Origin of the sequence: Streptomyces sp. BR123, from assembly GCF_013401435.1 — a bacterium.
GTDB lineage: Bacteria > Actinomycetota > Actinomycetes > Streptomycetales > Streptomycetaceae > Streptomyces.
On sequence record NZ_JACBGN010000082.1, the window covers coordinates 1 to 25,543 of the forward strand.

The 25,543-nt window shown below is 73.9% G+C and carries 21 protein-coding genes and 1 pseudogene; 10 read left to right on the forward strand and 12 right to left on the reverse strand.

What is annotated here, in order from left to right:
- Positions 1–588, forward strand: a pseudogene (locus HYE82_RS15565) (hypothetical protein); the annotation flags it as partial.
- Between the two features lie 33 nt (positions 589–621).
- On the opposite strand, the gene HYE82_RS15570 reads toward HYE82_RS15565, so the two are convergent.
- The 5 genes from HYE82_RS15570 to HYE82_RS15590 all read right to left on the reverse strand — a co-directional run bounded on the left by HYE82_RS15570 (position 622) and on the right by HYE82_RS15590 (position 4,227).
- Positions 622–1,146: an HAD domain-containing protein gene (locus tag HYE82_RS15570; protein ID WP_179174656.1), complete on the reverse strand. Its 525-nt coding sequence runs from the start codon at positions 1,144–1,146 to the stop codon at positions 622–624.
- A gap of 74 nt (positions 1,147–1,220) precedes the next feature.
- Positions 1,221–1,799, reverse strand: coding sequence for a helix-turn-helix domain-containing protein (locus HYE82_RS15575; protein ID WP_179174657.1), 579 nt, complete (start codon positions 1,797–1,799; stop codon positions 1,221–1,223).
- Between the two features lie 136 nt (positions 1,800–1,935).
- The gene (locus HYE82_RS15580) at positions 1,936–2,445 is read right to left on the reverse strand and encodes a DUF664 domain-containing protein (protein WP_179174658.1); all 510 of its coding nucleotides are present in this window, start codon (positions 2,443–2,445) and stop codon (positions 1,936–1,938) included.
- A gap of 144 nt (positions 2,446–2,589) precedes the next feature.
- Positions 2,590–2,778: a DUF6381 family protein gene (locus HYE82_RS15585; RefSeq protein WP_179174659.1), complete on the reverse strand. Its 189-nt coding sequence runs from the start codon at positions 2,776–2,778 to the stop codon at positions 2,590–2,592.
- Positions 2,779–3,126: 348 nt separating this feature from the next.
- The gene (locus HYE82_RS15590) at positions 3,127–4,227 is read right to left on the reverse strand and encodes a PHP domain-containing protein (RefSeq protein ID WP_179174660.1); all 1,101 of its coding nucleotides are present in this window, start codon (positions 4,225–4,227) and stop codon (positions 3,127–3,129) included.
- A 200-nt stretch (positions 4,228–4,427) separates the two neighbouring features.
- Here HYE82_RS15590 and HYE82_RS15595 point away from each other — a divergent pair, with 200 nt between their 5' ends.
- From HYE82_RS15595 to HYE82_RS15605, 3 genes are all read left to right on the forward strand, one after another.
- Entirely contained in the window at positions 4,428–5,789 is a 1,362-nt protein-coding gene (locus tag HYE82_RS15595) for an FAD-dependent oxidoreductase (RefSeq protein ID WP_179174661.1), read from the forward strand.
- A gap of 145 nt (positions 5,790–5,934) precedes the next feature.
- The gene (locus tag HYE82_RS15600; RefSeq protein WP_179174662.1) at positions 5,935–6,321 is read left to right on the forward strand and encodes a hypothetical protein; all 387 of its coding nucleotides are present in this window, start codon (positions 5,935–5,937) and stop codon (positions 6,319–6,321) included.
- A gap of 61 nt (positions 6,322–6,382) precedes the next feature.
- The gene (locus HYE82_RS15605) at positions 6,383–7,012 is read left to right on the forward strand and encodes a HutD family protein (protein WP_179174663.1); all 630 of its coding nucleotides are present in this window, start codon (positions 6,383–6,385) and stop codon (positions 7,010–7,012) included.
- Between the two features lie 115 nt (positions 7,013–7,127).
- Here HYE82_RS15605 and HYE82_RS15610 read toward each other — a convergent pair whose 3' ends face one another.
- The 4 genes from HYE82_RS15610 to HYE82_RS15625 form a co-directional block, all read right to left on the reverse strand.
- The gene (locus tag HYE82_RS15610; RefSeq protein WP_179174664.1) at positions 7,128–8,009 is read right to left on the reverse strand and encodes a pirin family protein; all 882 of its coding nucleotides are present in this window, start codon (positions 8,007–8,009) and stop codon (positions 7,128–7,130) included.
- 173 nt (positions 8,010–8,182) lie between these two features.
- On the reverse strand, positions 8,183–8,854 hold the full coding sequence (locus tag HYE82_RS15615; protein WP_179174665.1) for a hypothetical protein: 672 nt from the start codon (positions 8,852–8,854) through the stop codon (positions 8,183–8,185).
- 181 nt (positions 8,855–9,035) lie between these two features.
- Positions 9,036–11,105 carry an RICIN domain-containing protein gene (locus tag HYE82_RS15620; protein WP_256987270.1) on the reverse strand — a complete coding sequence of 690 codons (2,070 nt, stop codon included), beginning with the start codon at positions 11,103–11,105 and terminating at the stop codon, positions 9,036–9,038.
- A gap of 398 nt (positions 11,106–11,503) precedes the next feature.
- On the reverse strand, positions 11,504–13,480 hold the full coding sequence (locus tag HYE82_RS15625) for a glyoxal oxidase (RefSeq protein ID WP_179174666.1): 1,977 nt from the start codon (positions 13,478–13,480) through the stop codon (positions 11,504–11,506).
- Positions 13,481–13,706: 226 nt separating this feature from the next.
- Here HYE82_RS15625 and HYE82_RS15630 point away from each other — a divergent pair, with 226 nt between their 5' ends.
- Positions 13,707–14,357 (forward strand): DUF4360 domain-containing protein, encoded by a 651-nt coding sequence (locus tag HYE82_RS15630; protein WP_309144332.1) that lies wholly within the window; start codon positions 13,707–13,709, stop codon positions 14,355–14,357.
- A gap of 106 nt (positions 14,358–14,463) precedes the next feature.
- Here the strand turns inward: HYE82_RS15630 and HYE82_RS15635 are convergent, their stop codons facing one another.
- Positions 14,464–15,513 carry an AraC family transcriptional regulator gene (locus HYE82_RS15635; protein WP_179174668.1) on the reverse strand — a complete coding sequence of 350 codons (1,050 nt, stop codon included), beginning with the start codon at positions 15,511–15,513 and terminating at the stop codon, positions 14,464–14,466.
- 105 nt (positions 15,514–15,618) lie between these two features.
- On the opposite strand from HYE82_RS15635, the gene HYE82_RS15640 reads away from it, so the two are divergent.
- Positions 15,619–16,548, forward strand: a complete 930-nt coding sequence (locus HYE82_RS15640) for an MBL fold metallo-hydrolase (RefSeq protein WP_179174669.1) — start codon at positions 15,619–15,621, stop codon at positions 16,546–16,548.
- Between the two features lie 237 nt (positions 16,549–16,785).
- Here the strand turns inward: HYE82_RS15640 and HYE82_RS15645 are convergent, their stop codons facing one another.
- Positions 16,786–18,837 (reverse strand): GAF domain-containing protein, encoded by a 2,052-nt coding sequence (locus HYE82_RS15645; protein WP_179174670.1) that lies wholly within the window; start codon positions 18,835–18,837, stop codon positions 16,786–16,788.
- A 33-nt stretch (positions 18,838–18,870) separates the two neighbouring features.
- Positions 18,871–20,271: an MFS transporter gene (locus HYE82_RS15650; RefSeq protein WP_179174676.1), complete on the reverse strand. Its 1,401-nt coding sequence runs from the start codon at positions 20,269–20,271 to the stop codon at positions 18,871–18,873.
- A gap of 698 nt (positions 20,272–20,969) precedes the next feature.
- Here HYE82_RS15650 and HYE82_RS15655 point away from each other — a divergent pair.
- From HYE82_RS15655 to HYE82_RS15670, 4 genes are all read left to right on the forward strand, one after another.
- The gene (locus HYE82_RS15655) at positions 20,970–21,143 is read left to right on the forward strand and encodes a thiazolylpeptide-type bacteriocin (RefSeq protein WP_179174671.1); all 174 of its coding nucleotides are present in this window, start codon (positions 20,970–20,972) and stop codon (positions 21,141–21,143) included.
- Positions 21,144–21,209: 66 nt separating this feature from the next.
- The gene (locus tag HYE82_RS15660; RefSeq protein WP_179174672.1) at positions 21,210–21,392 is read left to right on the forward strand and encodes a thiazolylpeptide-type bacteriocin; all 183 of its coding nucleotides are present in this window, start codon (positions 21,210–21,212) and stop codon (positions 21,390–21,392) included.
- Positions 21,393–21,498: 106 nt separating this feature from the next.
- On the forward strand, positions 21,499–24,273 hold the full coding sequence (locus HYE82_RS15665; RefSeq protein WP_179174673.1) for a lantibiotic dehydratase: 2,775 nt from the start codon (positions 21,499–21,501) through the stop codon (positions 24,271–24,273).
- Between the two features lie 77 nt (positions 24,274–24,350).
- Complete coding sequence (locus tag HYE82_RS15670) at positions 24,351–25,499, forward strand: lantibiotic dehydratase C-terminal domain-containing protein (RefSeq protein WP_179174674.1); 1,149 nt, start codon at positions 24,351–24,353, stop codon at positions 25,497–25,499.
- Positions 25,500–25,543 lie beyond the last annotated feature (44 nt).

A 25,543-nucleotide genomic window follows, 5' to 3' on the forward strand; every position in this document is an offset into this window, starting at 1 on the left:
CACCCCCACCCGGAGCTGCCCCACCGGGAGAACCTGCGCCGCATCGCCGCCCACCCCGGCCTGGCGCTGCGCGTCCTGGGCCGCCCCGACCTGGACCGCGCCGCGACCCTGCGGCCCCTAGCCGTCGGACCGGTGCCGGAGGCGGAGCACACGCTGCGGCTGCCCGAGGAGTGGTTCGGCCGCGCCGACCTCGGCTACGAGCGCCTCCAGGGCAGCCACTTCCCGCCCGGCACAGCTCCGGGCGCGGGACCCCTGACCGTGGACCCGGGGCCGGACCCGCTCGCCGACGCACCGCTGTGGCGGGTGCGGCGCCTGCTGGAGACGGGGGTGGCGGGCGGGCGACGGGCCGTCGCCGAATCGGCCCGCGGCAGCGGGCCCCTCGACGCGTACGGGCCGCTGCGCCGAGCCGGGTTCACCGCGGCCGCGGAGCTGGCGACGGCCCTGGCCGCGGAGGCGGACCGGCGGCCCCGTGACGCGTTCGGCCGCCTCACCGACCCCTCGGCGGACGGCTACGCCTGGGCGTGGCTGTCCGCGGCCGCCCACCTGGCAGCCGCCGAACGGTCCCTGGTGGCCGCGTCCTGGGCGTGAACCCGGCGCGTGCACAGGGCGGAGCGCGCGGGCTCAGCCGAGCCGCACGGGGCCGCGCAGCCAGGCGTCGAGCACGGAGAAGTCGGCGTCCGTGAGCCCGCACCGGGCGTCGACCCGGTGCAGCAGGGCCCGGCCCGGGTGGTGCGCGTCCACCCAGGCCCGGTCCGCGCCGCCGATCTCGTCGTCGACCCAGGCGAACGGCCGCCCGGCCGCGTGGTCGAGGAGGGCGCGCACCTTCCAGTGGGGCCGGTCGCGGCCCGCGCCCGGCCCGTCCTCCTCGGACGGGTCGGGCCAGGCCACGACGGGCAGCTCGGGCAGGCCGATCCGCGGCCCGATCCACGCGTTCGCCTCGTCTCCCCACGTCGTGGCCCACACCAGCGCGCAGGGCAGGGCCAGCAGGCGCGGGCCGAGCGCGGGATCGAGCCGGGCCAGCAGCGGGTTCCCGTCGTCGGCGGCCCCGTACAGCGGGTAGCCGCCCGGGAGTTCCCGCGGCGTCGCCCCGAAGGGGATCAGCGGACCATCGACATCCAGATAGAGCAAAGGCAGTACGGATTCCATCCCGTGATCATGCCGCGGACGGTCCGGAGGCCGCAGCCCCGGGGCGGCTGCGGGACCGGCTGCCCCCGGGCCGACTACTTCTCGCGCGGTTTCGCCCGTACGTGCACGCGCTCGCTCTGCGGGCCGAACAGGCTGAGGACCTCCACCGGGGCCTCCCCGGTGCTGCCGAACCAGTGCGGCAGCCGGGTGTCGAACTCCGCGGCCTCGCCCGCCTTCAGGACGAGGTCGCGTTCGGCGAGGACCAGGCGCAGCCTGCCGCTCAGCACGTACAGCCACTCGTAGCCCTCGTGGGTCCGCGGATCGGGGGTGCTGCGGGCGGCCGGGATGACCATCTTGAACGCCTGGAGACCGCCGGGGCTCTGGGTCAGCGGCACGATCGTCATGTCGGCCCGCCGGATCGGCTTCAGCCGCACCCGCGGGTCGCCCACGGGCGGTGCCCCGACGAGCTCGTCCAGCGGTACCGCGTACGCGCGCGCCAGCGGCAGCAGCAGCTCCAGGTTGGGCTTGCGCTCGCCGGATTCGAGGCGGGACAGCGTGCTGACCGAGATGCCGGTGGTGCCGGAGAGCCGGGTCAGGGTGATGCCGCGCTGCTTGCGCAGGGCGCGCAGCCGCGGACCCACGGAGGCCAGGACGGCGGCATCGTCGTTTGCCATGACGGCCAGCCTACGGTGCCCGGTCCGCGGCCTCCCGGGCGTCCCCCGGGGAGGACCGGTGCTCCGCCCGCGGGTCCGGCGGGAGGGTGCCGTCCGGACCCGGCGCGGGGGACGGAACGGACGTGCCGAGCCCGGTTCAGCGCCGCTGCAGCACGCCCCGCACGTACGCCGCCTGGCCCGCGTGCTGGAGGTCGTCGGCGAGGACGCTGACCAGCCGCACCCCGAGGGTGACCGGCGGGTCCCAGGCCTCGTCGACGATCCGTTCGAGGTCGGCCGCGGCGAGGCCGCGGATGAACCCGAGGCTCTGCTCGTGCACGGCGTCGAAGTAGCCCAGCAGCAGCTTGCCCGAGTCGACGCGGACCGTGCCGACCTGCTGCGCGCTGTGCCCGAACCCGGTGTCCTCGGCGGGCAGCGGCAGGGCGAACCGGGCCGCCCAGTCCTGCGCCGTCCAGACCTGCTCCAGGCCCGAGGCGTCCGCCACGTGGTCGTCCTGCACCCGGCTCAGATGCCAGACCAGCCAGGAGACGGAGTTGGCGTGCGGGTCGATCCGGGCGTTCAGCTCCTCGGCCGACAGCCCCTCGACCGCCTCGTGCACCACCTCCCGGATCCGCCCGTACCCGTCGGCCAGTACCTGTGTCGCCTTCATCCACCGTCCCCAGACTCGTCGTACCCGTCGTACCCGTCGTACCCGTCGTACCCGTCGGATCCGCCGACCGTCCGTACCGCCGCCGGCGGACGGCATCGGCCGGAGCCGTGCGGCTGCCGGCCGATGCCCCGGACCGACGACGGCCTACATCGGATCCATACCCCGATCGTCGATCTTGCTCTCCTGCTCGCTCTGCTCCTGCAGCCGACGGGCCTTGTCCTGCAGCCGGCGGCGCTCCTCCGGGTCGGCGGAGCGCTCGGCGGCCCGGCTCAGTTCCTGCGCCTTCTCGCGCAACTGGCGGACACGGCCGCTGGATCCGCTGGAAGCATTCATGGTTCCTCCTCGGGGGTCGGGGGTGGGAAGAGCGGATCCAGAGAAGCAGCAGTGCCGCGGGGACGCATCTCGAACCGCCGCCCCGCGTGCCCCGCCCGCAGCCGGCGCTGCGCCGTTCGTCCCGCGAACGGCGCAACGCGGACGGGTGACGGCCGATGGGACCGGGCGTGGGCCGGTCGTCGCGCCCGCTCACCGCCGCGCAGCGCAGCCCCGCACGCCGATGAACGTGCCGCGCTCCTCACCGCGGCGCGGTGAGCGCCTCCCCGGTCCGGGCGGGTGTCGCCGCGGTGCTCGGGGCCGCGGTTGCGGCGCTGCTCGCCGGGCCGGCCCTGGTCGACCGGTCACCGGTCACCGGGGGCGGGCGGCTGAGCGCGCGGCCGCGCCGGCGGAACCAGGACCGTGCCGCCCCCGCCCCCGCGGCGGCGTGCGCGTGCGGGTCCAGGCCAGCAGGTCCTTCTCCTTCCACGTGTTGACGACGCGTTCGGCGGGCACGCCGCACTCCACGGCCCGTGCACAGCCGGTCGGCTGCCAGTCCAGCTGGCCCGGCGCGTGAGCGTCCGTGTCGATCGCGAACAGCGTCCCGGCCTCCACCGCGAGCCGCAGCAGCCGGCGCGGCGGGTCCAGCCGCTCCGGCCGGCTGTTGATCTCCACGGCGGTTCCGGATTCGGCGCACGCGGCGAACACCGCCTCGGCGTCGAACTGCGACTCGGGGCGGGTCCGCCCGGTCACCAGCCGTCCTGTGCAGTGGCCCAGCACGTCCATCAGGGGGTTGCGTACGGCGGTGAGCAGCCGCCGGGTCATCGCGGGCGCGTCCATCCGCAGCTTCGAGTGGACGGACGCGACGACGACGTCCAGCCGGTCCAGCAGCTCCGGTTCCTGGTCGAGGGAGCCGTCGGGGAGGATGTCGCACTCGATGCCGGTCAGCAGCCGGAAGGGCGCCCAGGTCTCGTTCAGCTCCGCCACCACGTCCAGTTGCTCGCGCAGCCGTTCCGGCGACAGCCCCCGTGCGACGGTCAGGCTCGGCGAATGGTCGGTGAGTACCGCCCACTCGTGGCCCACGGAGGCGGCGGCCCGCCCCATTGCCTCGATCGTGCTGCCGCCGTCGGACCAGTCGGAGTGCAGGTGGCAGTCCCCGCGCAGGGCCCGGCGCAGCGCACGCGCGGCGGGTGGGGCGGGCGGCCCCTCGGGATGGGCCGCGGCCTCGTCCTCGAGCGTCTGCAGGTAGTCCGGAACGGCCCCGCCCAGTGCCTCGCGCACGACCCGGGCGGTCTTCGGCCCGATGCCCTTGACCGTTTCCAGCGTTCCGGCGGCGGTCCGCTGCGCGACCTCCTCCTCGCCCATCCGCGTCAGCGTGTCCGCCGCCGTACGGAAGGCCCGTACCCGGTAGGTCGGCGCCTGGCCGCGCTCCAGCAGGAACGCGATCCGCTGCAGTGCCGCCACGGGGTCCATGGGCCACCTCCCGAGATCGCCGTTTCCTCCCAGTTTCTCCCGAAATGCCGAGGCTGCAGGCCCAACCGGCACCCAAAGCGAACCTTTGAAAAGGCATAAGCCGGAGTTATGAGGCCATAAACGGGGGGCGGGTGCCGGGTTAGGCTGCCCTTAGTTTAGGGTTCCCCTTGATCCAGTTTTTCGGTCGAAGGGAACAAGTCATGCCTCGCCCTCTGCGGGTAGCAATCGTCGGTGCCGGCCCCGCCGGAATCTACGCCGCCGACGCGCTGCTGAAGTCCGAGGCCGCCGCCGACCCGGGGGTCTCCATCGACCTCTTCGAGCGGATGCCCGCGCCCTTCGGCCTGATCCGGTACGGCGTCGCCCCCGACCACCCGCGGATCAAGGGCATCATCACCGCCCTCCACCAGGTGCTCGACAAGCCGCAGGTCCGCCTCTTCGGCAACGTCGACTACCCGGGCGACATCACCCTCGACGAGCTGCGCTCCTTCTACGACGCCGTGGTCTTCTCCACCGGCGCCACCGCCGACCGCGCGCTCCCCCTTCCCGGCGTCGAACTCGACGGCTCCTACGGCGCCGCCGACTTCGTCTCCTGGTACGACGGCCACCCGGACGTCCCGCGGACCTGGCCGCTGGAGGCCGAGAAGGTCGCCGTCCTCGGCGTCGGCAACGTCGCCCTCGACGTCGCCCGCATCCTCGCCAAGACCGCCGACGAACTCCTCCCGACCGAGATCCCGGCCAACGTCTACGACGGCCTCAAGGCCAACAAGGCCCTGGAGGTCCACGTCTTCGGCCGCCGCGGCCCCGCGCAGGCCAAGTTCAGCCCGATGGAGCTGCGCGAGCTCGACCACTCGCCCAGCATCGAGGTCATCGTCAACCCCGAGGACATCGACTACGACGAGGGCTCGATCGCGACCCGCCGCTCCAACAAGCAGGCGGACATGGTCGCCAAGACCCTCGAGAACTGGGCGATCCGCGACATAGGCGAGCGCCCGCACAAGCTGTTCCTGCACTTCTTCGAGTCGCCCTCCGAGATCCTGGGCGAGGACGGCAAGGTCGTGGGCCTGCGCACCGAGCGCACCGAGCTCGACGGCACCGGCAACGTCAAGGGGACCGGCCGGTTCACCGACTGGGACGTGCAGGGCGTCTACCGGGCCGTCGGCTACCTGTCGGACGAGCTGCCCAAGCTGCCGTGGGACATCGACACCGGCACCGTCCCGGACGAGGGCGGCCGCGTGATGGAGGCGGGCGAGCACCTGCAGTCGACGTACGTCACCGGCTGGATCCGGCGCGGCCCCATCGGTCTCATCGGCCACACCAAGGGCGACGCCAACGAGACGATCGCAAATCTCCTCCAGGACCACGCGGCCGGCCGCCTGCACACCCCCGCCGAACCCGCCCCGGAGGCCGTCGAGGCCTTCCTGGCCGAGCGGAGCGTCCGCTACACGACGTGGGAGGGCTGGTACCGGCTGGACGCCGCCGAGAAGGCCCTGGGCGAACCGCAGGGCCGCGAGCGCGTGAAGATCGTCGAACGCGAGGACATGCTCAAGGCCAGCGGGGCCTGAAGCCCTCCGGCAGGGGCCCGCCGCCGGGCGGGCCCCGTTCCGTCTCCCGGACTGTCAAGAGGCCGTCGGAACCCGGCGGTTGATCCTTGAGGGGAAGTCCGGCGAATGGCTGCACCGGGGGCGGGCCGGCACTACCGTGGCGGGCATGAGTGCCGATGACCTCGATCCCGAGGACGTGTGGCCGCTGCCGCCGGCCTGGATGTTCGGCTGTACCCGATGTGCCCGTCTCTACCGGTCGGTGAAGGAGATCCAGGAGGCCACGGCGGAACTGTGGCTCACAGGGGAGCGGGGCATCGACCGGGACCCCATGGACAGCGGTCCCGGCTCCCGGATCCGGCTCGCCCGCCATATGGCCCTCACGCACCGGGACCTGCTGCCCGACTGGATCCCCACCTGCGCGCGCTGTGCCGAGCACCGGCGCAGGGTCGAGAAGACCGCCGCCTCGGACCCGGGGGCGGGTGCCGCCCTCGTGGGCGCCGAGCACCGGGCCGCCCACCTCTTCGTCCCGCCACGCGGCCTCGGCCTCGTCTAGGTCCGACGGGCTTGCTAGGTTCCTGTGTCACAGAAGCTGGGGGAGTCGCGGGAGGGGCGCCATGCACGTCGCAACGGGGGGCGGGGCCGTACCCGGCGGGGTCCGGGTCAGGATCCTGCGCGCCGGTGACCGGCCGGCCGTCGCCTGGAAGAACGGCGGCGGCGTGACCCGGGAGATCGCGGCCTGGCCCGAGGGGTCCGGCATGGACGACTTCGCGTGGCGGGTCAGCCTCGCCGAGGTGGCCGCGGACGGGCCGTTCTCGGCCTTCCCCGGAGTGGACCGTACGCTCACCCTCGCCGAGGGGGCGGGCATGGAGCTCACGGTGGCGGGCGCCCGCCGCGTGGTCGGCGAGCGATTCGCGCCGCAGGACTTCCCCGGCGACGCGCCGACCGGTTGCCGACTGCTGGGCGGGCCCGTCGTGAACTTCAACGTGATGTACCGCCGGGGCGTCGCCCCGGCCGAGACCGCCGTCGTCCGGGGTTCGCTCGCGCTCACGGCCGCGCCGGACGAGGTCCTGCTGGTCGTCGCCCTGGAGGGTCCCGCGCATGCAGAGGCCGAGGGTGTGAGCGCCGTCCTCGACCGTTTCGACGCGGCACTGGTCGGGGTCTCCGCGACCGGCGAACCGTTCAGGGGGGTGCTGCGGAGTCCCGGGCACACCGCCGTGGTCCGTCTGTCCGGCCGACGCGTGTAGCCTCCCGCGGTCGCAACCCTCGCGGTCGCCCCGGCGGTCCCTGCACAAGCCCCTGTGCCCGCCTCTGCCCCGCCCCGCCAAGCTCTCGCCGAGCCCGTCCGGCGCTCGGGAGGTCTCAGACGGCGATGCGGCCCATAAGTCCGTGCTGGTAGTCGAACTGCGCCTGGCGGATCTCGGCGGCGGTGTTCATGACGAAGGGTCCGGTGCGGGCCACCGGCTCGCCGATCGGCTCTCCGGCCAGGACCAGCACCTCCGCCGCGTCGCCGGGCGCCGACACGGCGAACCGCTCCCCGTCCCGGGCGAGGACGGCGAGGTGGCCGTCGGGGAGCCCGGCGTCCGGGGTGGCCGCCGTACCGGACAGGACGTACAGCATCGCGTTGTGCCCGGCGGGGACGGCGAACTCGGCGCGCCCGCCGGCCGCGAGGCGGGCGTGGACGACGAGGACCGGGGTGTGCGTCTCGAACGGGCCGGTCGCCCCGTGGGTGGAACCGGCGATCACCGTGAGCTCGGCGGTGCCGTCCTCGGTGGACACGGTGGGGATCCCGTGCGGGACGGACCCGTACTGGACGCGCGGCGGCGTCGCCTTGAGCCGTGCCGGCAGGTTGACCCAGATCTGCAGGAGGTGCTGCGGGCCGCCCCCGGCGAGCAGCTCGGGAGCCGGGAGGGCGAGGTGGACCAGGCCCGAGCCGGCGGTCAGCCACCGGACCTCGCCGGCGTTCATGACCCGTTCGTTCCCGGCGGAGTCGATGTCCTCCACGCCGCCGTCGATGACGTACCGGATGGTCTCGAAACCGCGGTGGGGGAGCGGCGGCGTGCCCTTGGCCTCGCCCGGGCCCAGCACGTGCGGGCCGACCTGGTCGACCACGAGGAACGGGTCGACCAGGGGCAGCCCGGGCTGGGGGAAGGGGCGGCGGACGGGGAAGCCCTCGCCCTCGAAGGTGTGGAAGGGGCGGAACACCCGGGCGGTGGAACGGACGGCGGTGGTGGTGATGTCCATGCCCCGAGCGAACGGCACCGCCCGGCGGGGCGTCAACGCGGTTCCGTTCGGTTGTCAGGTCGCCGGAGCGATCCGGCCGGGCGCGCCCGCCCGTTCCTCAGCCCGCCCGTCCGGCAGCACGCCTGTTCAGGCGCCCGCCCGTTCAGCGCCCGCCTGTTCAGGCGCCCGGCCGCCTACCGCCGCCGCGCCCGGGCCCGGCGGACGAGCACGCCGACGGCCGCACCCGCGAGGGCGATCACGGCCACGCCCGCCGTGGTCCACCAGACGGCGCTGCCGCTGCCGGCCTTCCCCTCGGCGGCAGCCGACGCCGACGGTGAGGCCGGAGCGGCGGCGGGCGACGGGGACTGGGCCGGAGCCGCGACCGACGGCACGGCCGAGGGCGCCGCGGCCGAGGCGGACGGGTCCACCGGGACGGGAACGGTCGGCGCTGCGGAACCGGCGGGCGGCACGGGGTCCACGACCGGGACGTCGACCTCGCGTTCGGCATGTCCGAGCGCCGGGAAGCCGACGTCGACGGTCACCTTCCAGGTGCCGGGCGGCAGGACCTCGGCCGTGCTCCAGCCGGCTCCCTTGCCCCGCACGAGTCGCCACGGCCCTTGCGTACGGGTCCCGTCCACGCTGGTCGCGTTGACGGTCGCGGCAACGTTCTCGTCGACGGCGTCCCCGTCGTTCTCCCAGGTGATGTCGGTGGTGACGTGTCCCTCCCGCTGGCCCGTGATCAGGACCTTGAGGGTGTCGCCGTGGGCGTGGGCCGCCGTCGGCACGGCGAGGCCCAGGGCCGGGGCGAGGAACAGGAACAGGGCTCCGAGTCCGGTGCGGACGGGGAAAGCGTGTCGTGTGCGCATCGTTGTGGTGCTCCCTGGTGCGGTGGGATGCGAGGGGTCGCCGTCCCGCAGTCGCCGCGGTGTGAACCGCGCGGTGCCGGCCGCGCCGTGGGGGCGCGCGGCCGGCGCGGTGGGGCGGTGAACGTGAGGGGCCGGCGGACGGCCGTGGGGGCAGCCGTCCGCCGGCGGTCGGCGGTTCGGGTCAGGCGGCCTTCTGGACCGTCCAGACCTGGTTGGCGCGGCCGTCCGCGCGCTGGAGGTCGAGCAGCCACTCGCCGTAGTACGGACGGTTGCTCACGGTCAGGGCGTAGCCGCCGCTCGGGTCCGTGATGGCCGTCGTACCGTTGCGGGAGCTCAGCTTCCACTGCTGGGTGGAGCCGTTGCCGCACGGCTGCTGCGCGATCCACATGCCCTGGGCCGGGGCCCCGCCCGTCTGCAGGCACTTGCCGGAGACGGCGGACTTGATGCGGACCAGCCCGTTGCCCGCGTCCTCGAACAGCCACTGCTGGTGGGTGTAGCCGTTGGCCCGGGCCCCGACGAGGATCGTGCCGTCGGCGCTGCGGCCGCCCCACAGCTCGGCTGCCATGCCGGTGCTGCCGTTCTGGAGGGTGTAGCGGGTGTTGGGGGCGGTGTCGCCGCCGCTGCCGCCCGTGGTGCGGAAGACCGTGGTCTTGCCGGCACCGCTGTCACGGCCTGCGCTGTCGCGCACCGAGACGGCGACCTTGTACTCCGTGCCGGCCTGCAGGTTGTAGATGCGCACGGACTGCGACTGGACCCACGTCAGGTGCTTGCCGTTCAGCATGACCTGGTACCAGGCCGCGCCGTCCACCTTGGGCCAGCTGACGACGACCGAGGTCGACTGGATCTGGCCGGCCGTCACCGTCGGCCCGCCGGTGGGCTTCTTCGTCGGCGTGGGCGTGGGCTTCTGGGTCGGCTGCGGGCTCGGGTTGGGGTTCGGGCCCGGGTCCGTGCCGTTGCCGCCCTTGGACTTCATCAGGAACTGGTTGTCCGCGATGTTCCAGTGGGTGGCCAGGTAGCTGCCCGGCTTGGGGCTGGTGTGGAAGTAGTCGTCGTGGTTGCAGTCGAGGATGTTCTCGGACGCCTTGTTGGTGCAGATGTTGCGCATCTGCGGGTAGTACGGCGTGTCCGAGTAGCACATCACGTCCCACTCGTCGGTGCAGTGGGCGCCACGGCTGGTGTTGGGGGCGCTGTTGTTGACCGCGCCGAGGTTGTGGCCCAGCTCGTGGGCGGCGGTGTGCCCGCCCCAGCAGCCGGAGTCCGTACGGCCGTAGGAGGGGCCGAAGTTGCTCTGGTTGTTCTGGCCGGGGCGCTCGTCACCGGCGAAGGTGCCGATGCCGCAGTAGACCTGGCTGTCCGCGAAGATCATGTACTTGCGGTCGCGGCGGTTGAGGCCCTTGTCCGCGAGCGCGTTGTTCGTGGAGTTGAAGTCGGCCATCGCGGAGGCCGACAGCTCGATGTTGAGCACCGTCGGAGTGCAGTCGGCTGCCGTCACGTAGCGGATGTGACGGACGCCGCCGGTCTCCTGGGCGCTGTTCGAGTATATGAGGTCGGCGTCGGCCGCCCACTTGCGGAACGAGGCGAAGTACTCGGAGTACCGGTCGCGGTCGGGACCGTGGACGTACACGACCTGGACGCGGTTGCCGCTGCTGCCGTCGCCGTCGCACTGGACGGTCTGACCGGCCGGGCCGGCGGCGGCGGTGGTCTGGCTGCCGGTGCCGCCCTTCGCGGCCGGGGCCGGGGCGTCGGAGGGCGCGTCCTTGGCGGCCTTGGCGTCGGCGGCGGGCGCGTCCTGAGGACGCCCGCTGCCTTCCTCGGCCGGGGCCTCGGGCTTGGCCGGATCGGAGGCCACGGCCTGCGACTTCACGGCCGGGGCGACGTCCTTCTTGATGTCGACGTCCTTGGGCGGGGCGTCCGGGCCGTGGCTGCACAGGCCCGTCTCCGTACGGTAGACGCCGACGCAGCGGTCGCCCTTCGGCGCTGCCTTGAGGCCGTCGTAGACCATGCCGCGGTCCGCGTCGTTCGACGGCTGCTCCTTGATGGGCTCGGGCTCCGCGTCGCGGGCCGGAGCGGCGGCCGGCGTGAGCGTCTCCGTGGCCGCCTGCACGGTCGTCTCGGCCTGGGCGTCGTCGCCGAGGCCGGAGTAGGCCAGACCCCCCGCTATCACCGCCGCCGAGGCCACGGCGGCGGTGACGAGTATCAAACGGCGCGGTTTGCGCCGGTGTTCGGGCTTCCTTCGACGGTGACCCGTCATGCGCACCTCAAATCCTTGGTCGGAGGAGTGGGTGCGAGGGAGCCTGCCAGATGGGAGACGCGGAGAATTCGGACAAACGGGAATGGCGGTCAAGATATCTGACTGTTACCTGATGATGCAATTTGATGAACAGTCAACTTGCCTATGGATAGAGCGAGTTACGCGCGTAGGGCCGGAAAGGTCCAGTCCTTTTCCGTTATCTCGTTATCAAATCGAGATAAGGTGATGTGGCTTGTTGACGGTAATTCAGTCAGGGATTCATCTAAATGCTACGGGTTGAATTCCTGCTGTCACGAGCTGTGAGGAATCCTCTGTTCCGCCCTAGGAACGCGCACATGAGAGGCAGCAGGTCCCGCCCGACTGCTGCCGCGCGAAGCAGGCGGTGACGGTACGGTGCCTCACCGACCGCCGAGCTTCACCCACTTCCCTGTGCTCGGCACGCCCTTTCCGTCGAGCAGGAACAGCAGGTAGTAGCCGGGAGGGGCGTCGGCTGCACTCGGCGGCGTCCGCAGGCCGAGCAGGCCGGTGGCCTTCGTGTTCGCGGCCTTCGTGTTCGCGGCCTTCGTGCCCCCGGCCTTCGTCTTTCCGGCGGTGGGCCGGGCCGTCACGGCGAGTTCGAGATGCCGCTGACTGGTGTTCACCGCGTGCGTGACCGTGGTCGGCGCCAGCAGCACGGCCCGCGTGACCGCGGCCGCGGTGGAGCTGGCCACCTCGAAGTCCTTCCCGTACCCGAGCTCGTCCGCGGGAACCCGGTCGAGGGCGGGCCGGCGGCCGCCCTGGTGCAGGTACGGCGGCTCGTACAGCTCGATGCTGCCGTCCATCCCGTCCCTGATGTCGGGGTCGTTGGCGATCTGCTGGAGCTCGTCGCCGGTGACCATCACCCGGCCGTCCGGCAGGACCAGGGCGTTGGAGTGGTATCCGCGCGGCAGCCGCTGTGCCGGTCCGAGCCGCCACCGGCCGCGCGCATCGCGCAGCTCGATCTGCCGGTACTTGAGGTCGGCCTTCGGATTGAACGGCCCGTACCCGTAGTTCCGGGTGTCCAGTGCCCCGTTGACCGTGAGCAGCGTGCCGTCCGGGAGGATGAGCGTGTCGTCCTGCGTACGGCCGAAGGCCCGCGGCTCCTGCGTGGTCCACCGGCCGCCGGACAGTCGGTAGGTGTTCGGGTCCCGCGGGTCCCCGCCGAGGACCAGGACCGAGTCGGGGCCTCGCAGTCCGGCGGGCAGCGGCACCGCCGAGCCGTAGCCGCGGAAGTCGGCCGGGCGGCGGGGCAGGTCGGTCCGGGTTTCCCTGACCGGGTCGAACAGCCACTGCTGGTCGGCGTCCCGGCCGAGGCCGTAGACCATCCCGTCGCGCAGCGAGAACAGGTGCGGGTAGTCGTTCCGGAACGGTGCGTCCACCCGCAGCCGCTCCGGCGCGAGCCCGACGGGGATGTCGTACGGGTGCCAGGGGACGGGGTGCCGCAGCGCGGGGAACCGCTCCACCACCGGGGTGGGGGTGCCCGTACCCCGCTCGGACTGGCCCGACATGATGATCTGCCGGCCGTCCGCGCCGGTCACCACCGACGGGTACCAGCGGCCGACGGCCATGTCCTGGTTGCGGAACCACGTTTCGGTCCACGGGTCGAAGACGAACGACAGCCTGGCCCCGCTGCCGCCCTTGCCGCCGGTGTTGCCGCCGAACACCCCGACCATGCCGTTGGGCAGGTACGCGTGGCCGGCGCAGAAGAAGGGCGCCGGGCGCGGGGCGTTCAGGCCGTCGGGCATGAGGACGGTCGGCGGCTCCGCCTTCCTGAACGCCCGGGCCCCGGTGCCGAGGGAGGGGTCCCAGAGGTAGGCGCGGCCGGCGTTGGTCCGTCCGATCCGGTCGGTGGGGCCGGTCTCCTTGGTGGGGTCGACCTCCACCCGCTCGAAGGAGAACAGCAGCACCTTGCCCGTGGGAAGCAGGGCCGTGTGCACCCCGAAGTCGGGGGAGGGGAAGAACTCGGTGAACCGGCCGAACCGGGCCGCCGGGAGTGCGGTGTTGGTCTTGCGCTGCGAGAGGGCCAGCGCGGCCAGGCCGGAGGTGCGCTTCGCCTGTGGGTAGCCCCCGGCGCCGGCCTCGGCCCGGCGCCGCTGGGCGTGCGCCAGGGCGTGTTCCCTGCCGAGGACGGCGGCTTCGCCGGGATCCGGGACCACCGGGGTGGCGGATGAGGCCCGCGCGGCGGTTGTGGCCGGGTCGGGGCCGCCGGCATGGCGTTGGACGTGCGGGTGGGGTGCGTGTCCGCGGGCCGCGGCCGGTGCCTGTGCGACGGCCGGGACGAGGGAGGCGAGTGCGGCCACGACCGTACCGGCGCAGAGGGCGGTCGACCGCCGTTCGAACCAAGCCCGATCCGCCATGAGTTGCTCTCCTCCCGCGCCCGAAAGCGCTCAGAGTATAAGAAACCGCCCTAAACCGGCCTTTCGACTCTCCGGGCTACGGCGGATGGCGCTCCGATCAGGGCCGTTCGGCTGCCGGCAAGCCGTTGGTGAAACGTTCCTGCCGGTGAATCGGAGACTCCGACAGAGGGAGTTCCCGTGCCCGGGGACGTGGACGGTCGTCCGGTGGCGGTTATCCATGGCGACTGTGATCAAGCCACTTCGCACCGCACTGACCGTCGTCGCCGCGACCGGAAGCCTGGTCGCTCTGTCGCCGGCGGCCACGGCCGCGCCCGTCGCTCCTCCGGGCCAGGTGACCGTCGACGTCGCCAGCGTGAACGGCTCGGGCTGCCGTCCCGGCACGGCGAGCGTCGCCGTCGCCCCCGACAACTCGGCCTTCACCGTCACCTACAGCGACTACCTGGCCCAGGCCGGCGGCGACAGCCCCGTGACCGCGGCCCGCAAGAACTGCCTCCTCTCCCTCGTCGTCAACGTCCCCCAGGGCTTCACCTACGCGGTGGCCAAGGTCGACTACCGCGGCTTCGGCAGCCTGGCGGAGGGCGCGATCGGCACCCAGAAGGCCAGCTACTACTTCCAGGGCATGAGCCAGACCGCCTACCGGGCCCACCAGTTCCACGGCGTGCTTGAGGACAACTGGCAGGTGACCGACACCGCGAGCATCCAAGCCCTCGTCTTCGCCCCGTGCGGCGAGAAGCGCAACCTCAACATCAACACCGAGTTGCGCGCGGAGGTCGGCACCTCCGACCCGACGAAGGTCAGCTACATGACCGTCGATTCGACGGACGGCGGCATCGGCACCGTGTACCACTTCTCCTGGAAGGAGTGCCCGGCCCGCTGAGACCCGCTGAGGCACGCAGAGCCCCGCCGGACGGCCGGACGGCCGTCCGGCCCCGTCCGATCCGGAGCCGTGAGCGGCGCCATGGTGGCCCAGCGCCCGTGCCGCTTCACGGCTCCTGCGCCGCCCGGGCCCGGTAGCGGCCGGGCGTCGTCCCGAACTCCCTGCTGAACGCGTGCGAGAAGGCGTACGCGGTCCCGTACCCGACCTGGCGGGCGATGGCGGCGAGCGGTTCCGCGGTGTCGCGGAGCAGGGCGGCCGCGTACGTCAGCCGCCACCAGGCGAGGTAGGCCATCGGGGGCCGGCCGACCAGCGCGGTGAACCGGCGTGCCAGCGTGGCACGGGACACCCCGGCCCGCGCGGCCAGCCGTTCACCGGTCCACGGCGCGGCCGGGTCCGCGTGCAGGGCCCGCAGCGCGGCGGACGCGACCGGGTCGCCGAGGACGGCCGGCCAGGCTCCCCGGGAGCCGTCCGCCATCCACGCGCGGATCATGTAGAGGAACAGGAGGTCGAGCAGGCCGGGCACCGCCATCGCCGAGCCGGGCCGCACCCCGACCAGTTCGCCGCCGAGCAGGTCGATGGCGGCCCGCAGCTCGGGATGGCTGCCCACGCGGTTCGGCAGGTGGACGACCGCGGGCAGTTCCAGCATCAGCGGGTGCACGCGGCTCCGGTCGAGCCGGTACTTGCCGCACAGCATCTCCACACCCGGCCCTTCTACGCCGTGCGCCGTGTCCGCGCCGTGCGCCGTGTCCGCCCTGTGCGCTGTGTCTGCATCGTGCGCCGCGTCTGTGCCGTGCGCCGTGTCCGCCCTGTTCTGCCCGACCGTCCCGCCCGGGCCGGCCGACACCGACAGAGTCCCGGCCCGCACCCCGTCCGGGCCCGGGTCGAAGGGCACCGCCCGTGCCACCGCCGCCGCGTCGGCGGGGGAGTCGGCCATCACATGGCCCGTACCGTGCGGCAGCAGGACCGCGTCCCCCGCGTGCAGCGAGACGGGCGGCCCCTCGTCGGGCAGCAGCCAGCAACTGCCCTCCAGCACCACGTGGAAGCCCGCCCCGTCGTACGGATCGAACCGCGCGCACCACCGCCCGCGCAACCGGACCCGCTGCGAGGAGGGCCGGCCGATCCGCACCGCAGAGATCGCATCGCTCACCACGTCCACGGCGCCAGCGTACCCCCGGGCCCGCCGCAAGCCTGAGACAACGGCGTATCCGTACGCGCCGAATGCGCATTGAGCGGCTCAACCGTCCTTCCTACGGTGGAGGGTGTGAACAACGACAACAACACGCAGCCCCTCGTGCTGGGCGACGTCGAGATCATCCGGGTCGTGGAGTGGCAGGGCCCGTTCGGGCCCGCCCGCGACCTCGTCCCGCAGGCAGACGCCCGGGTGTGGAAGGACAACGAGGCCTCCCTCGCCCCGGACCACTGGGACCCCGGCCGCGACCTGGCCGTCCTCGCCCTCCAGACCTGGGTCGTGCGCAGCGGGGGACGCACGGTCCTGGTCGACACGGGCGCGGGCAGCGGGCGCGAGCGGCCCGGCACCCCGCACTTCCACCACCGGCAGGGCGACTTCCTCGCAGACCTGGCGCGGGCCGGCGTCCGTCCCGAGGACGTCGACACCGTCGTCAGCACCCACCTGCACGCCGACCACGTCGGCGGGAACACCGTCGGCGCGGACGGCGAGTGGGTACCGGCCTTCCCCAACGCCCGCTACCTCCTCCCGGCCGCCGACGACCACCACTTCGGCCCCGACAACGAGTACGGCAAGGGAGTGCGGGAGGACGACCGGCTGGTCTACGAGGACAGCGTCGCCCCGCTCCACCACGCCGGACAGGCCGTCCTGTGGGAGGGCACCCACCGCATCGACGAACACCTCGCCCTGGAGGCCGCCCCCGGACACACGCCCGGCTCCGCCGTGCTGCGCCTGGAATCCCGCGGCGAACGCGCCGTCTTCGTCGGTGACCTCCTCCACAGCCCCGTCCAGATCCTCCACCCCTCCTGCAACAGCTGCTTCTGCATGGACCCGCAGGGAGCCGCAGCGAGCCGCCGCCGCATCCTCGAACGGGCCGCCGACCGGCACGAGCTGGTGATTCCGGCCCACTTCGCCGGGCAGGGCGCGCTGGAAGTCCACCGCCGGGGAGCCGATTTCGGGTTCGGTGCCCGGGCCGCACACCGCCCCGCGGAGGAGAAGGAGTGAGAGGCGTCCACTCGGCTGCCGGGAGTGCAGTGCGGTGGCTCCGACGGCGAGTGGAATCGTCCGCGCCGTTCCGGCGATACCGGGGGAGCGGGGCTGATCGCGTTGTTCAACCCCGAGCCGCCGGCCCGGTTCGACCCGCCGGCTCCCAGAGGTCGCTTCGGCAACGGCCGGCGGCCGCTGCCGGCAGCAGGCGTGTGCACCGCCCGGTGATGCTGCGGGTCCCGATCGTCCTCGCCCTCACCCGGGACCACCGCCGACGTCGCCGTCGTGCCCCACCTCCCCCGGGCGGGGGAAGGAGGCGGGGCCCGCACGCAGGATCCGCAGGGCGAGCTGGACCTCCAGGCCGCCGGCCGGGGTGTTCCAGTCCTGGCCCAGGATCTGCCCGATCCGGTCCAGTCGTTGGACGACCGTGTTGACGTGGACGTGGAGGGCGTCCTTGGCGCGGGCCGGGCTGGAGCCCTCGGCGAAGTACGCCTCCAGGGTCCGGACCAGTTCCGTGCCGCGCCGCGCGTCGTACTCCAGGACCGGCCCCAGCACCCGGTCGACGTACGCGCCCACATCCGCTCCGCCGCCCAGCAGCACCCCGAGGAACCCCAGGTCGTGCAGGCCGGCGCCCTGGCCGGTGAGGCCCAGCGCGTGCATCGCCTCCAGGCAGCGCACCGCCTCCGCGCAGACGCCCGGCAGCGCCTCCGGCCCGGCTGCCGGACCCGCGGCAGCCGCGGTGACCGGAGCGCCCAGGGCCCGGCCGAGGTCGGCGGCCAGGGTCCGGGCGAGGGTGCCGGGGCTGTCCGCCGGGGCGAGCAGGACGACGCGCCCCTGGTGCGGGCCGACCAGGCCGTTGCGGGCGCGGGCGTGCCGGCCCGCCTCGGCGGCCAGCCGGGACCGCAGGGCGTTGTCGCAGTCCAGCACCACCAGGGCCTGCGGTCCGGCGAGGTCGACGCCGAGCCGGCGGGCCCGCAGGATCCGGCTGCCGGTGTCGAGGGCCCGCCCGGCCGCCGGCGCGGCCAGCAGGTCGGCGAGCAGCTCGCCGCGGACCCGGTCCTCCGCGTGCGCGACGGACCGGCGCAGCAGGAGCAGCAGTGCCGTCACCAGACCGGCCCGTTCGAACAGCCGCCGCTCGCTGTCGGAGAGGCCGCTGTCGGAGAGGCCGCCGTCGGAGGGACTGCTGTCGGCGTGGCCGCTGCCTGGCCGGCCGGCGCGCCCGTTGAGGGCCAGACCGCCCAGCAGCTCCGGCCCGGCCAGCGCGGCGCACACCCACACACCGCCGGCCTCGACCGCGCGGCCGCCGGAACGGGACGCGGCGAGCGCACCGGCCAGGGCCCCGTCCGGCAGGCCCGCCGGCTCCGCGCCGACCCGCGCGAGCTCGGCCCCGTCGGCGTCGTACACGACCAGGCTGCTCCCGCCGAGCAGGCCGGCCACTTCCCGGGCGACGTCGCCGACGTCGCCGCCGCGGAGCACGAGCCTGGTCAGCCGGTCGTGGGTCTCGGCCGCGTGCCGCATCGCCTCGCTCTGCTCCCGGGCCGTCCGCGTCGCGGCCTCCAGGTCGACGAGCGCGGCCCGGGTCTCCTCCAGCAGCCGGGCGCTGTCGATGGCGACGGCGGCGTGGTCGGCCAGCGAGGACAGCAGTGCCACCGCGTCGGGTGCGAAGGCCCGGACCGCCCGGTCGGCCGCGTACAGCACCCCGATGACCCGGGTCCCGACCCGCAGCGGCACGCCGAGGATCCCGCGCAGTCCCTCCTCCCGCACCCCGTGGTCGATGGCGGGTGTGTGCCGGAACCGGTCGTCGGCGCGGTAGTCGGCGGAGGCGTACGGGCGGGCCGTCTGGGCGACCAGCCCGCCGAGCCCTTCCCCCATGCCGAGCCTCAGCTGCTGGAAGGCGGCGGAGACGGAGCCGTCGGTGACCCGCATGAACGTGTCCCCGGCGACCGGGTCGTTGAGGGTCAGGTAGGCGACGTCGGTGCCGAGGAGCATGCGCGCCCGGTGGACGATGGCCCGCAGCACCGCGTCCGGGTCGCGCAGCGCGGCCAGATCGCCGGCGGTGTCGAACAGGGCCGTCAGCTCCGCCTCCCGCCGCCGCCTCTGGTCGAGGGTGCGGCGGACGTCCAGCGCCACCCGCGTCGCCTCCTCCACCAGTGCCCGCTCGGCGGCTCCCGCCCCGGCCGCCCGGGCCCGCTCCGCGGGCCGGGTGAACTGCTCGACCGGGGCGCCCTCGTGGAGCAGGCCGAGCAGCTCCCGCAGGGCGGCCGCCGCCTCGCCGGGTGCGGCGTCGGGTTCCTCGGCGGAGGTCATGGCGGCATTCTCCCGTGCGGGGCCGGGGCCGGTTCAGGCGGGGTCCGGCCGCGCCGCGGCCGCCGTCCCGTTCGCGGGTGCGGAACCGGCGGCACCGCCACCCGGCCCCGTAACCCGCAGGGCCAGGTCGCGGCCGCGGGTCTCCCGGGCGAGGGCGACGGTCACGGTCGTGACCACTGCGGCCGCGGACAGATAGAGGGAGACGGGAAGCGGGGATCCGTGGTCCCTGAGGAGCTCCACGGCAATGACCGGCGCGAGCGCTCCGGCGACGATCGAGGCGAGCTGAGAGCCCAGCGAGGCGCCGGAGTAGCGGACCTCGGTGTCGAACATCTCGGAGATGAAGGCGGCCTGGGGCCCGTACATGGCCCCGTGCAGCAGCAGGCCGACGGTGACGGCCGCGGTGATGACGGCGAAGGACCCCGAGTCGACGAGCGCGAAGAACGCGAACGCCCACAGGGCCATGCCGGTCGAGCCGATCAGGGTGACCGGGCGGCGGCCGATCCGGTCGGAGAGGGCGCCCCAGGCGGGAATCGCGGCGAAGTGGACCGCCGAGCCGATCAGGACAGCGTTCAGGGCGGTGCTCTTGGGCAGGCCGAGGTGGGTGGTGACGTAGACGAGGAGGAAGGAGGTGAGCACGTAGTACGAGATGTTCTCGCCGAACCGGGTGCCGATCGCGGTCAGGACCTGGCGCGGGCTGCGCCGCAGCACCTCCACGACCGGTGCCTTCCTCCTGGTCCCGCGGGCGGCTTCGGCCCGGGCCGCGGCCTGCGCGGCGAGGAAGACCGGGGACTCGGAGACGCTCAGCCGGATCCACAGCCCGACGGCGACCAGAACGCCGGAGAGCAGGAAGGGGATGCGCCAGCCCCAGGCGAGGAAAGCCGCGTCCGACTGCACGGCCGCGAGCACCGCGAGGACACCGGTGGCCAGCAGGTTCCCGCCCGGCGCCCCCGACTGCGGCCAGGAGGCCCAGAACCCGCGGTGCCGGTCCCCGCCGTGCTCGGACACGATCAGCACCGCACCACCCCATTCGCCGCCCAGCGCGAAGCCCTGCACCAGGCGCAGCACGGTCAGCAGGACGGGGGCGGCGGCGCCGATGCTCGCGTACGTGGGCAGCAGCCCCATGGCGAACGTGGCCCCGCCCATCATGATCAGGCTGACGACCAGCAGGCTCTTCCGCCCGACCTTGTCACCGAAGTGGCCGAAGACCACGCCGCCGAGCGGCCGGGCCACGAATCCGATGGCGTAGGTGATGAACGCGATGAGCGTGCCCGTCAGGGGATCGGCGGCGGGAAAGAAGAGCTTGTTGAACACCAGGGCGGCGGCACTGCCGTAGAGGAAGAAGTCGTACCACTCGACGGTGGTCCCGATCAGGCTGGCGGCGACGACTCTCTTGATGGATCGGGCACTCGCGGCAGCGGTCTTGGAGGAGACCATGTACACCACTTCCAGGCATTGGTCGGGGACGTTCCGTGTCGGCACAACGTAGAAGTCCCCAGGTCGGCGGCATATGTGGCCGACCATCACAATCAGGCAACCCCCTGTGTGCCCGGCCACCACACCGCAGCGATGCCGCCTCCCGCCGCCCCTGAAGCGGTGGACGACAGGCCTCCCGGAACGACAGGCGTCGATCTCGGTGCACCCCGGTCGCCGAGCAGGGCCGGCGGCGAGCGGCCGCGTGCGGTCTCCGAGCGGTGTGCCCGGATCGCGGCCGCTTCCGGTCCAGCCGGCGGCCGACGACGACGGTGGCCGTGACCGGGTCATCGGGCACGGTGTACAGGCGCTTGCCCGTCGGCGTATCCGGTAGACCGCAGGGTGCCGCCCTGTGCGTGCGCCATCGCACCGCGGAGGGCCGTGCCGGCCGGGCCGGACAGGGCGGGGGAAGCGGAATGCGGAATGGGGAGTTCGTTTTCCTGCCCAGGATTCCTTCCGGACGAATAGAACAGGCCAGCCGGTATTTGGACCTGACAATCTATTTGTGTTTATTCTGTGATCTCTTGTGATCGCGCGGTGAATCCGGCAGTGTCTAATCTGCTCGCAAGCAGTCCAGGGTGCCGGCGCTTTCGCCTCCGTGGGCTGCGGCATTTCATGCATGACGCATTCGGTATTCCGTCCCCAAATCCCGGGAGATATGCATGTCTGAATTCGACCTCCAGGACCTGGACCTGGATCTCGGCGACCTCACCATCACCTCCATGCGCGACACCGCCGCGCTGCCCGAGGGCGGGGCGTCCCATGGCTCCTGCTCCTGCCAGGCTTCGTCCTCCTGCAACAAGCCGCACCTGGAGTCCGACGTCATCGTGGGCTGACGCCCGCCCCCCGCTCCCACACCGCACCGACCACGATCAGCCGGCCCTCAACGAGAGGACACATCCATGACCGGTGAAAGCGGCACCACGGCCTTCGAGATCGAGGACCTCGACCTCGGAGACCTCACCGTGACCTCCATGCGGGACACCGTCGCGCTGCCCGAGGGCGGGGCGTCCAACGGAGGCAGCTCCTGCTCCTGCGGTTCCTCGTCCTGCGCCCACCCGCAGCGTCCGGATCTGCCGCTGTAACAGCTGTAGCAGCTGTAACAGCAGCACCGTACGCGCACACAGAGCCTCCCGCCGCACCGCGCGTGCGGCGGGAGGCCCGCGCACCACCGAGAGGACGGGGAACCCCATGCCGCAGCCGTACTCCACGGCCGTCGCCGCCACCACCGGCGTCGGCGACCGCGCCGGTGGCGACGGCGGTGCCTACCGGGTGCGGTCGGCGCCCTACGCACTGGCCCGCGCCACCGTACTCGCCCACCCCGCCGAGCATCCGGCCGCGACCGCCTTCCGCGCCCTGCTCGCCCGCCTGCACCGGCTCGACACCCAACTGCTGCACACCACCGGGCCGCTCTGCGACGACCTGTACGACAGCCGGGACGGCCATCCCGCCGACTTCCACCGCGACGTCGTCCTCCCCCTGCGCCGCGCCCTGCACAACGGGCGCGAGCCCCGGCCCGCCCTGCTGGCCCGCCTCGGCGACCTGCCCGAACGGATCCCCCGGCTCGCCGCGTGGACCGCCCTGCGCGAGAGCCGCCGCGCCCTGCTCGACGGGCTCGGCGCCGCCGCCGAACAGGCCCTTGCCGCCGAGCGCCTCGCCCTCGCAGGCCTGTGCCGCGAGCCGGCCCTCGCCAAGGCCGTCGCCCTCACCAGCGCCGACCTCCACCGGGCCCTGGAACGCGCGGCCGGCGGCGCGGCCGACCGCCGGGCACGCAAGGAGGAGGCCACCGTACTGCGCTACGCCCTGCGGGCCAGCACCAAGACCAGCCCGCTCTCCTGGTTCACCGCAGTCGGCTGGGGGCCCCTCGGCACCGGGCCGGGGCCGGCCGTGCCCCGGAGCGAGTCCCCGGCCGTGCCCCCGGCCGGTCCGGTGCCGTCCTGGGGTGCCGGCCCGCAGTTCGACGGTCCCCTCCGCGCCCTGGTCCAGCCGAACCGCACCCTGACGGCGGCCCTCACCCTCGCCCTCCTCGACTCCCCGCACCGCCGGGCCGCCCTCCCGCACCGCACCACCAGCACCGCCCGGATCGCCGACGGGCGCGCCACGTACTCCCGCGAGCGGGCGACCTTCGCCGGGGGCCGCTACCTCGTCCCCGGCGAGGACGAGGCCGAACTGGCCTACAGCGGCCCGCTGCGCCTGGTCACCGAGCACGCCACCACCGCCGCGATGCCCCTGGACGAGCTGACGCGGCTGCTGACCGCCGCTCTGAACGGGGGCGGCGACACGTCCGCCGCGGCGGACGCCTTCCTCGACCGCCTCGGGCAGGCGGGCCTGCTGGTGGCGGGCGACCCCGTCCCGCCGCAGGACGACGAGCCGCTCGACGCCCTCGCGACGTGGCTGCGGGAGACCGCCGCCGCCCGCCCCGACGCCCCGGCCCACGCCGCGGACGCCGCCCGCGCCGACCGCATCGCCGAACTCGGCCGGGACACCGCCGCGTTCGGCGACGCCCCCGCCGCCCGGCGCCCCGAACTCCTCGCCTCCCTGTCCGAGCGGTGGAAGGCGGAGCTGGCCGACGCGGGCCGCCCCGTCCCGGCCGTCTCCGCCCCGCTGACCGTGCTCTCGGAGGACGTCGTCGCCCCGCACCCGCTGGCGCTCGACGGCTTCCTCGGCACCGCCGACCACGAGGCCCTCGGCGAGGTCACCGCGCTCGCCGAACTCTTCGACCTCGGGCACCTCGTACGCCGCGTCATCCGCGACCGCTTCGTCGAACGGTACGGGCACGGCGGACGCTGCGCCCACCCGTGGGAGTTCGGCGCCGACGTGGCCGAGGCCTGGGAGGCCGCCGGCCGCCTCGCCCTCCTCGACCCCGCCGGCCGCGACGCCCTGCCCTCCGGAACCGCCGAACTGGCCCGGCTGCGTACGGAGGTGGCCGCCCGGCTCCGGGAAGCCGCGTCCGGCGGTCAGGACGAGGCCGCGGCGGCCGAAGAGCTCGTGCTGCCACCCGACCTGCTCCGCGGCCTCGGCGCACGCCTCCCCGGCTGGGCCGTCGAACGGCCCCTGAGCTACGCCTACTTCCTCCAGCGGGACCCGAACCGCGGCCTGCTGTGCGTCAACCACGTGTACGGCGGCTGGGGCCGCTTCACCAGCCGGTTCCTCGACGCCCTCGACCCGCGGGCCGCCGCCGAGGTGTCCCGGCAGATCCGGCGCGGACTCGGGCCCACCGCCCGCGCCGCCCAGATCCGGCCCGTCGGCGGGTTCAACGCCAATCTCCACCCGCTGCTGGTGCCCGACGAGATCGGACCCGACCGCAGCCGGGCCTCCCTCGCCGAGGCGGACCTGGAACTCGTCCACGACCCGGCCGCCGACCAGATCCGCATCCGGCTCAAGACCACCGGCGAACACCTCGACGTGCTCTACCTCGGCTTCCTCTCCCCCGTCCTCCTCCCGCGCCGCATCGGCGCCCACCTGTGCGACCAGCCCCACGGCGCCGTCGACTTCAGGCCGCTCGCCCCCCGGCGCACCCTCACCGCGCCCGGCGGCCCCGTTGCCCTCACCCCCCGCCTGCGCCACCGCCACCTCGTACTGGGCCGCCGCCGCTGGCTGCTGCCGCCCGGCGTCGTACGGGAACTGCGCGCCGACCTCGGCGCCGCGGGCCCCGTCCCGGCCGAGGCGGCGGCCCGCTGGCGCGCGCTGCTGGACCTCCCCGAGCAGGTCTTCCTGCACCCGGCCACCACCGCCCCCACCGGCCGTGCCGCCGAGGACTTCCTGGCCCGGCTCGACCGCCCGAAGCCCCAGCTCGTGGACCTCGGCAACGCCCTGCACCTGCGCTGCCTGCCCAAGTGGCTCTCCCGGTACGGCGACGGCGCCGTCCTGGAGGAGGCGCTGCCCGCCCCCGGCGGCCTCGCCGTCCCCACCCGCGCGGTCGAACTGGTCCTGGAGGTCTACCGGGCCGGGCGCGCGCAGCGGTGACCCGCCGACACACCACACACCACACACCACACACGACAGACGACAGACGACAGACGACGCAGGATGAGGGAGGGAGCGTGCCAGGAGTGCAGCCCCAGGACACCGGCGCCCGCGATGTGGTCGCCTACCACCACCACCCGGTCAAGGCACCGCTGCTGAGGGAGGTCGTGCTCCCGCTCGCCCGGTCCTGCACGGCGGACGGACTGGCGGCCCACATCGAACGGCACTGGCTGCACGGCCCCCACCTGCGGCTGCGCCTCCAGGGGCCGGCCGCCCGGGTCGACGCCGCCGCCGAGGCCGCCGCGGCCCGGATCCGCGACTGGCTCCGCGTACACCCCTCCGCGGGCGACCTCACCGAGGCCGAGCTCCTGGAGCGGGCCGCCGAGGCCGGGCGCAGCGAGCTCATCCCGCCGCCCTACGGGCCGATCGTCCCCGACAACACGGTCCTGATCGAGGCCGTCGACCGCTCCTCCCTCATCGGCCTGCTCGGCGATGACGGCGCGGACCTGCGCGACGACCTGCTGCGGGCGGGCCTCGGCGCGCTGGGGGCAGGCGCCGGCTTCCTCGGGGAGCGCGGCGACACCGCGCAGGCTCGGCTCCGGCTGGCCGTCACCGCGCTCGCGGCGCACGCCCGTGCCCACCCCGGCGGCCTGGCGGGCGGCCACTTCTCGTACGTGTCCCACCTGGAGGACTTCCTCGTCCACGACGACCCGGACGGGCGGGTCCGCAGCAGCTTCCGTCGCCACGCGGAACGCGCCGGCGACTCGGTCACCGCGCTCGTCGGCCGGATCGCCGACGGCGGCGCGCAGGGCTGGGAGCAGGCCTGGGCGCACTTCTCGGCGGGAGCCTGGCAGCTGGCGCAGAGCCGGTACGACGCGGGCGCCGACCTGCACGGAGTTCCGCTGGAGTACCGGGTGCGGGCCGCCGCCACCGGGGACGAGGACGTCCACGCCCGCTGGAACCAGGACATCCGCACCCGCTACAGCGAGTTCCACCGGCTGCTGCGCCGCTCCGACCCGCAGGGCGCGATGTGGAGCCGCCCCGACTACCTGGTGTACCGGGCCTGCACCAATGCCCTGTACCGGCTCTTCGCCATCTGCGACATCCGGCCGCTGGAACGCTACCTGGCCGCCTACCTGGTCATCGGTACGGTTCCCGCGCTCACCGGCTGCGACTGGCGGGCGGAGATCGACGCGGTCATCGACGCGGTGGAGGCACGGTCGTGACGACCACCCGGACCGCCACCCCGGCCACCCCCGCCACCCCGGCC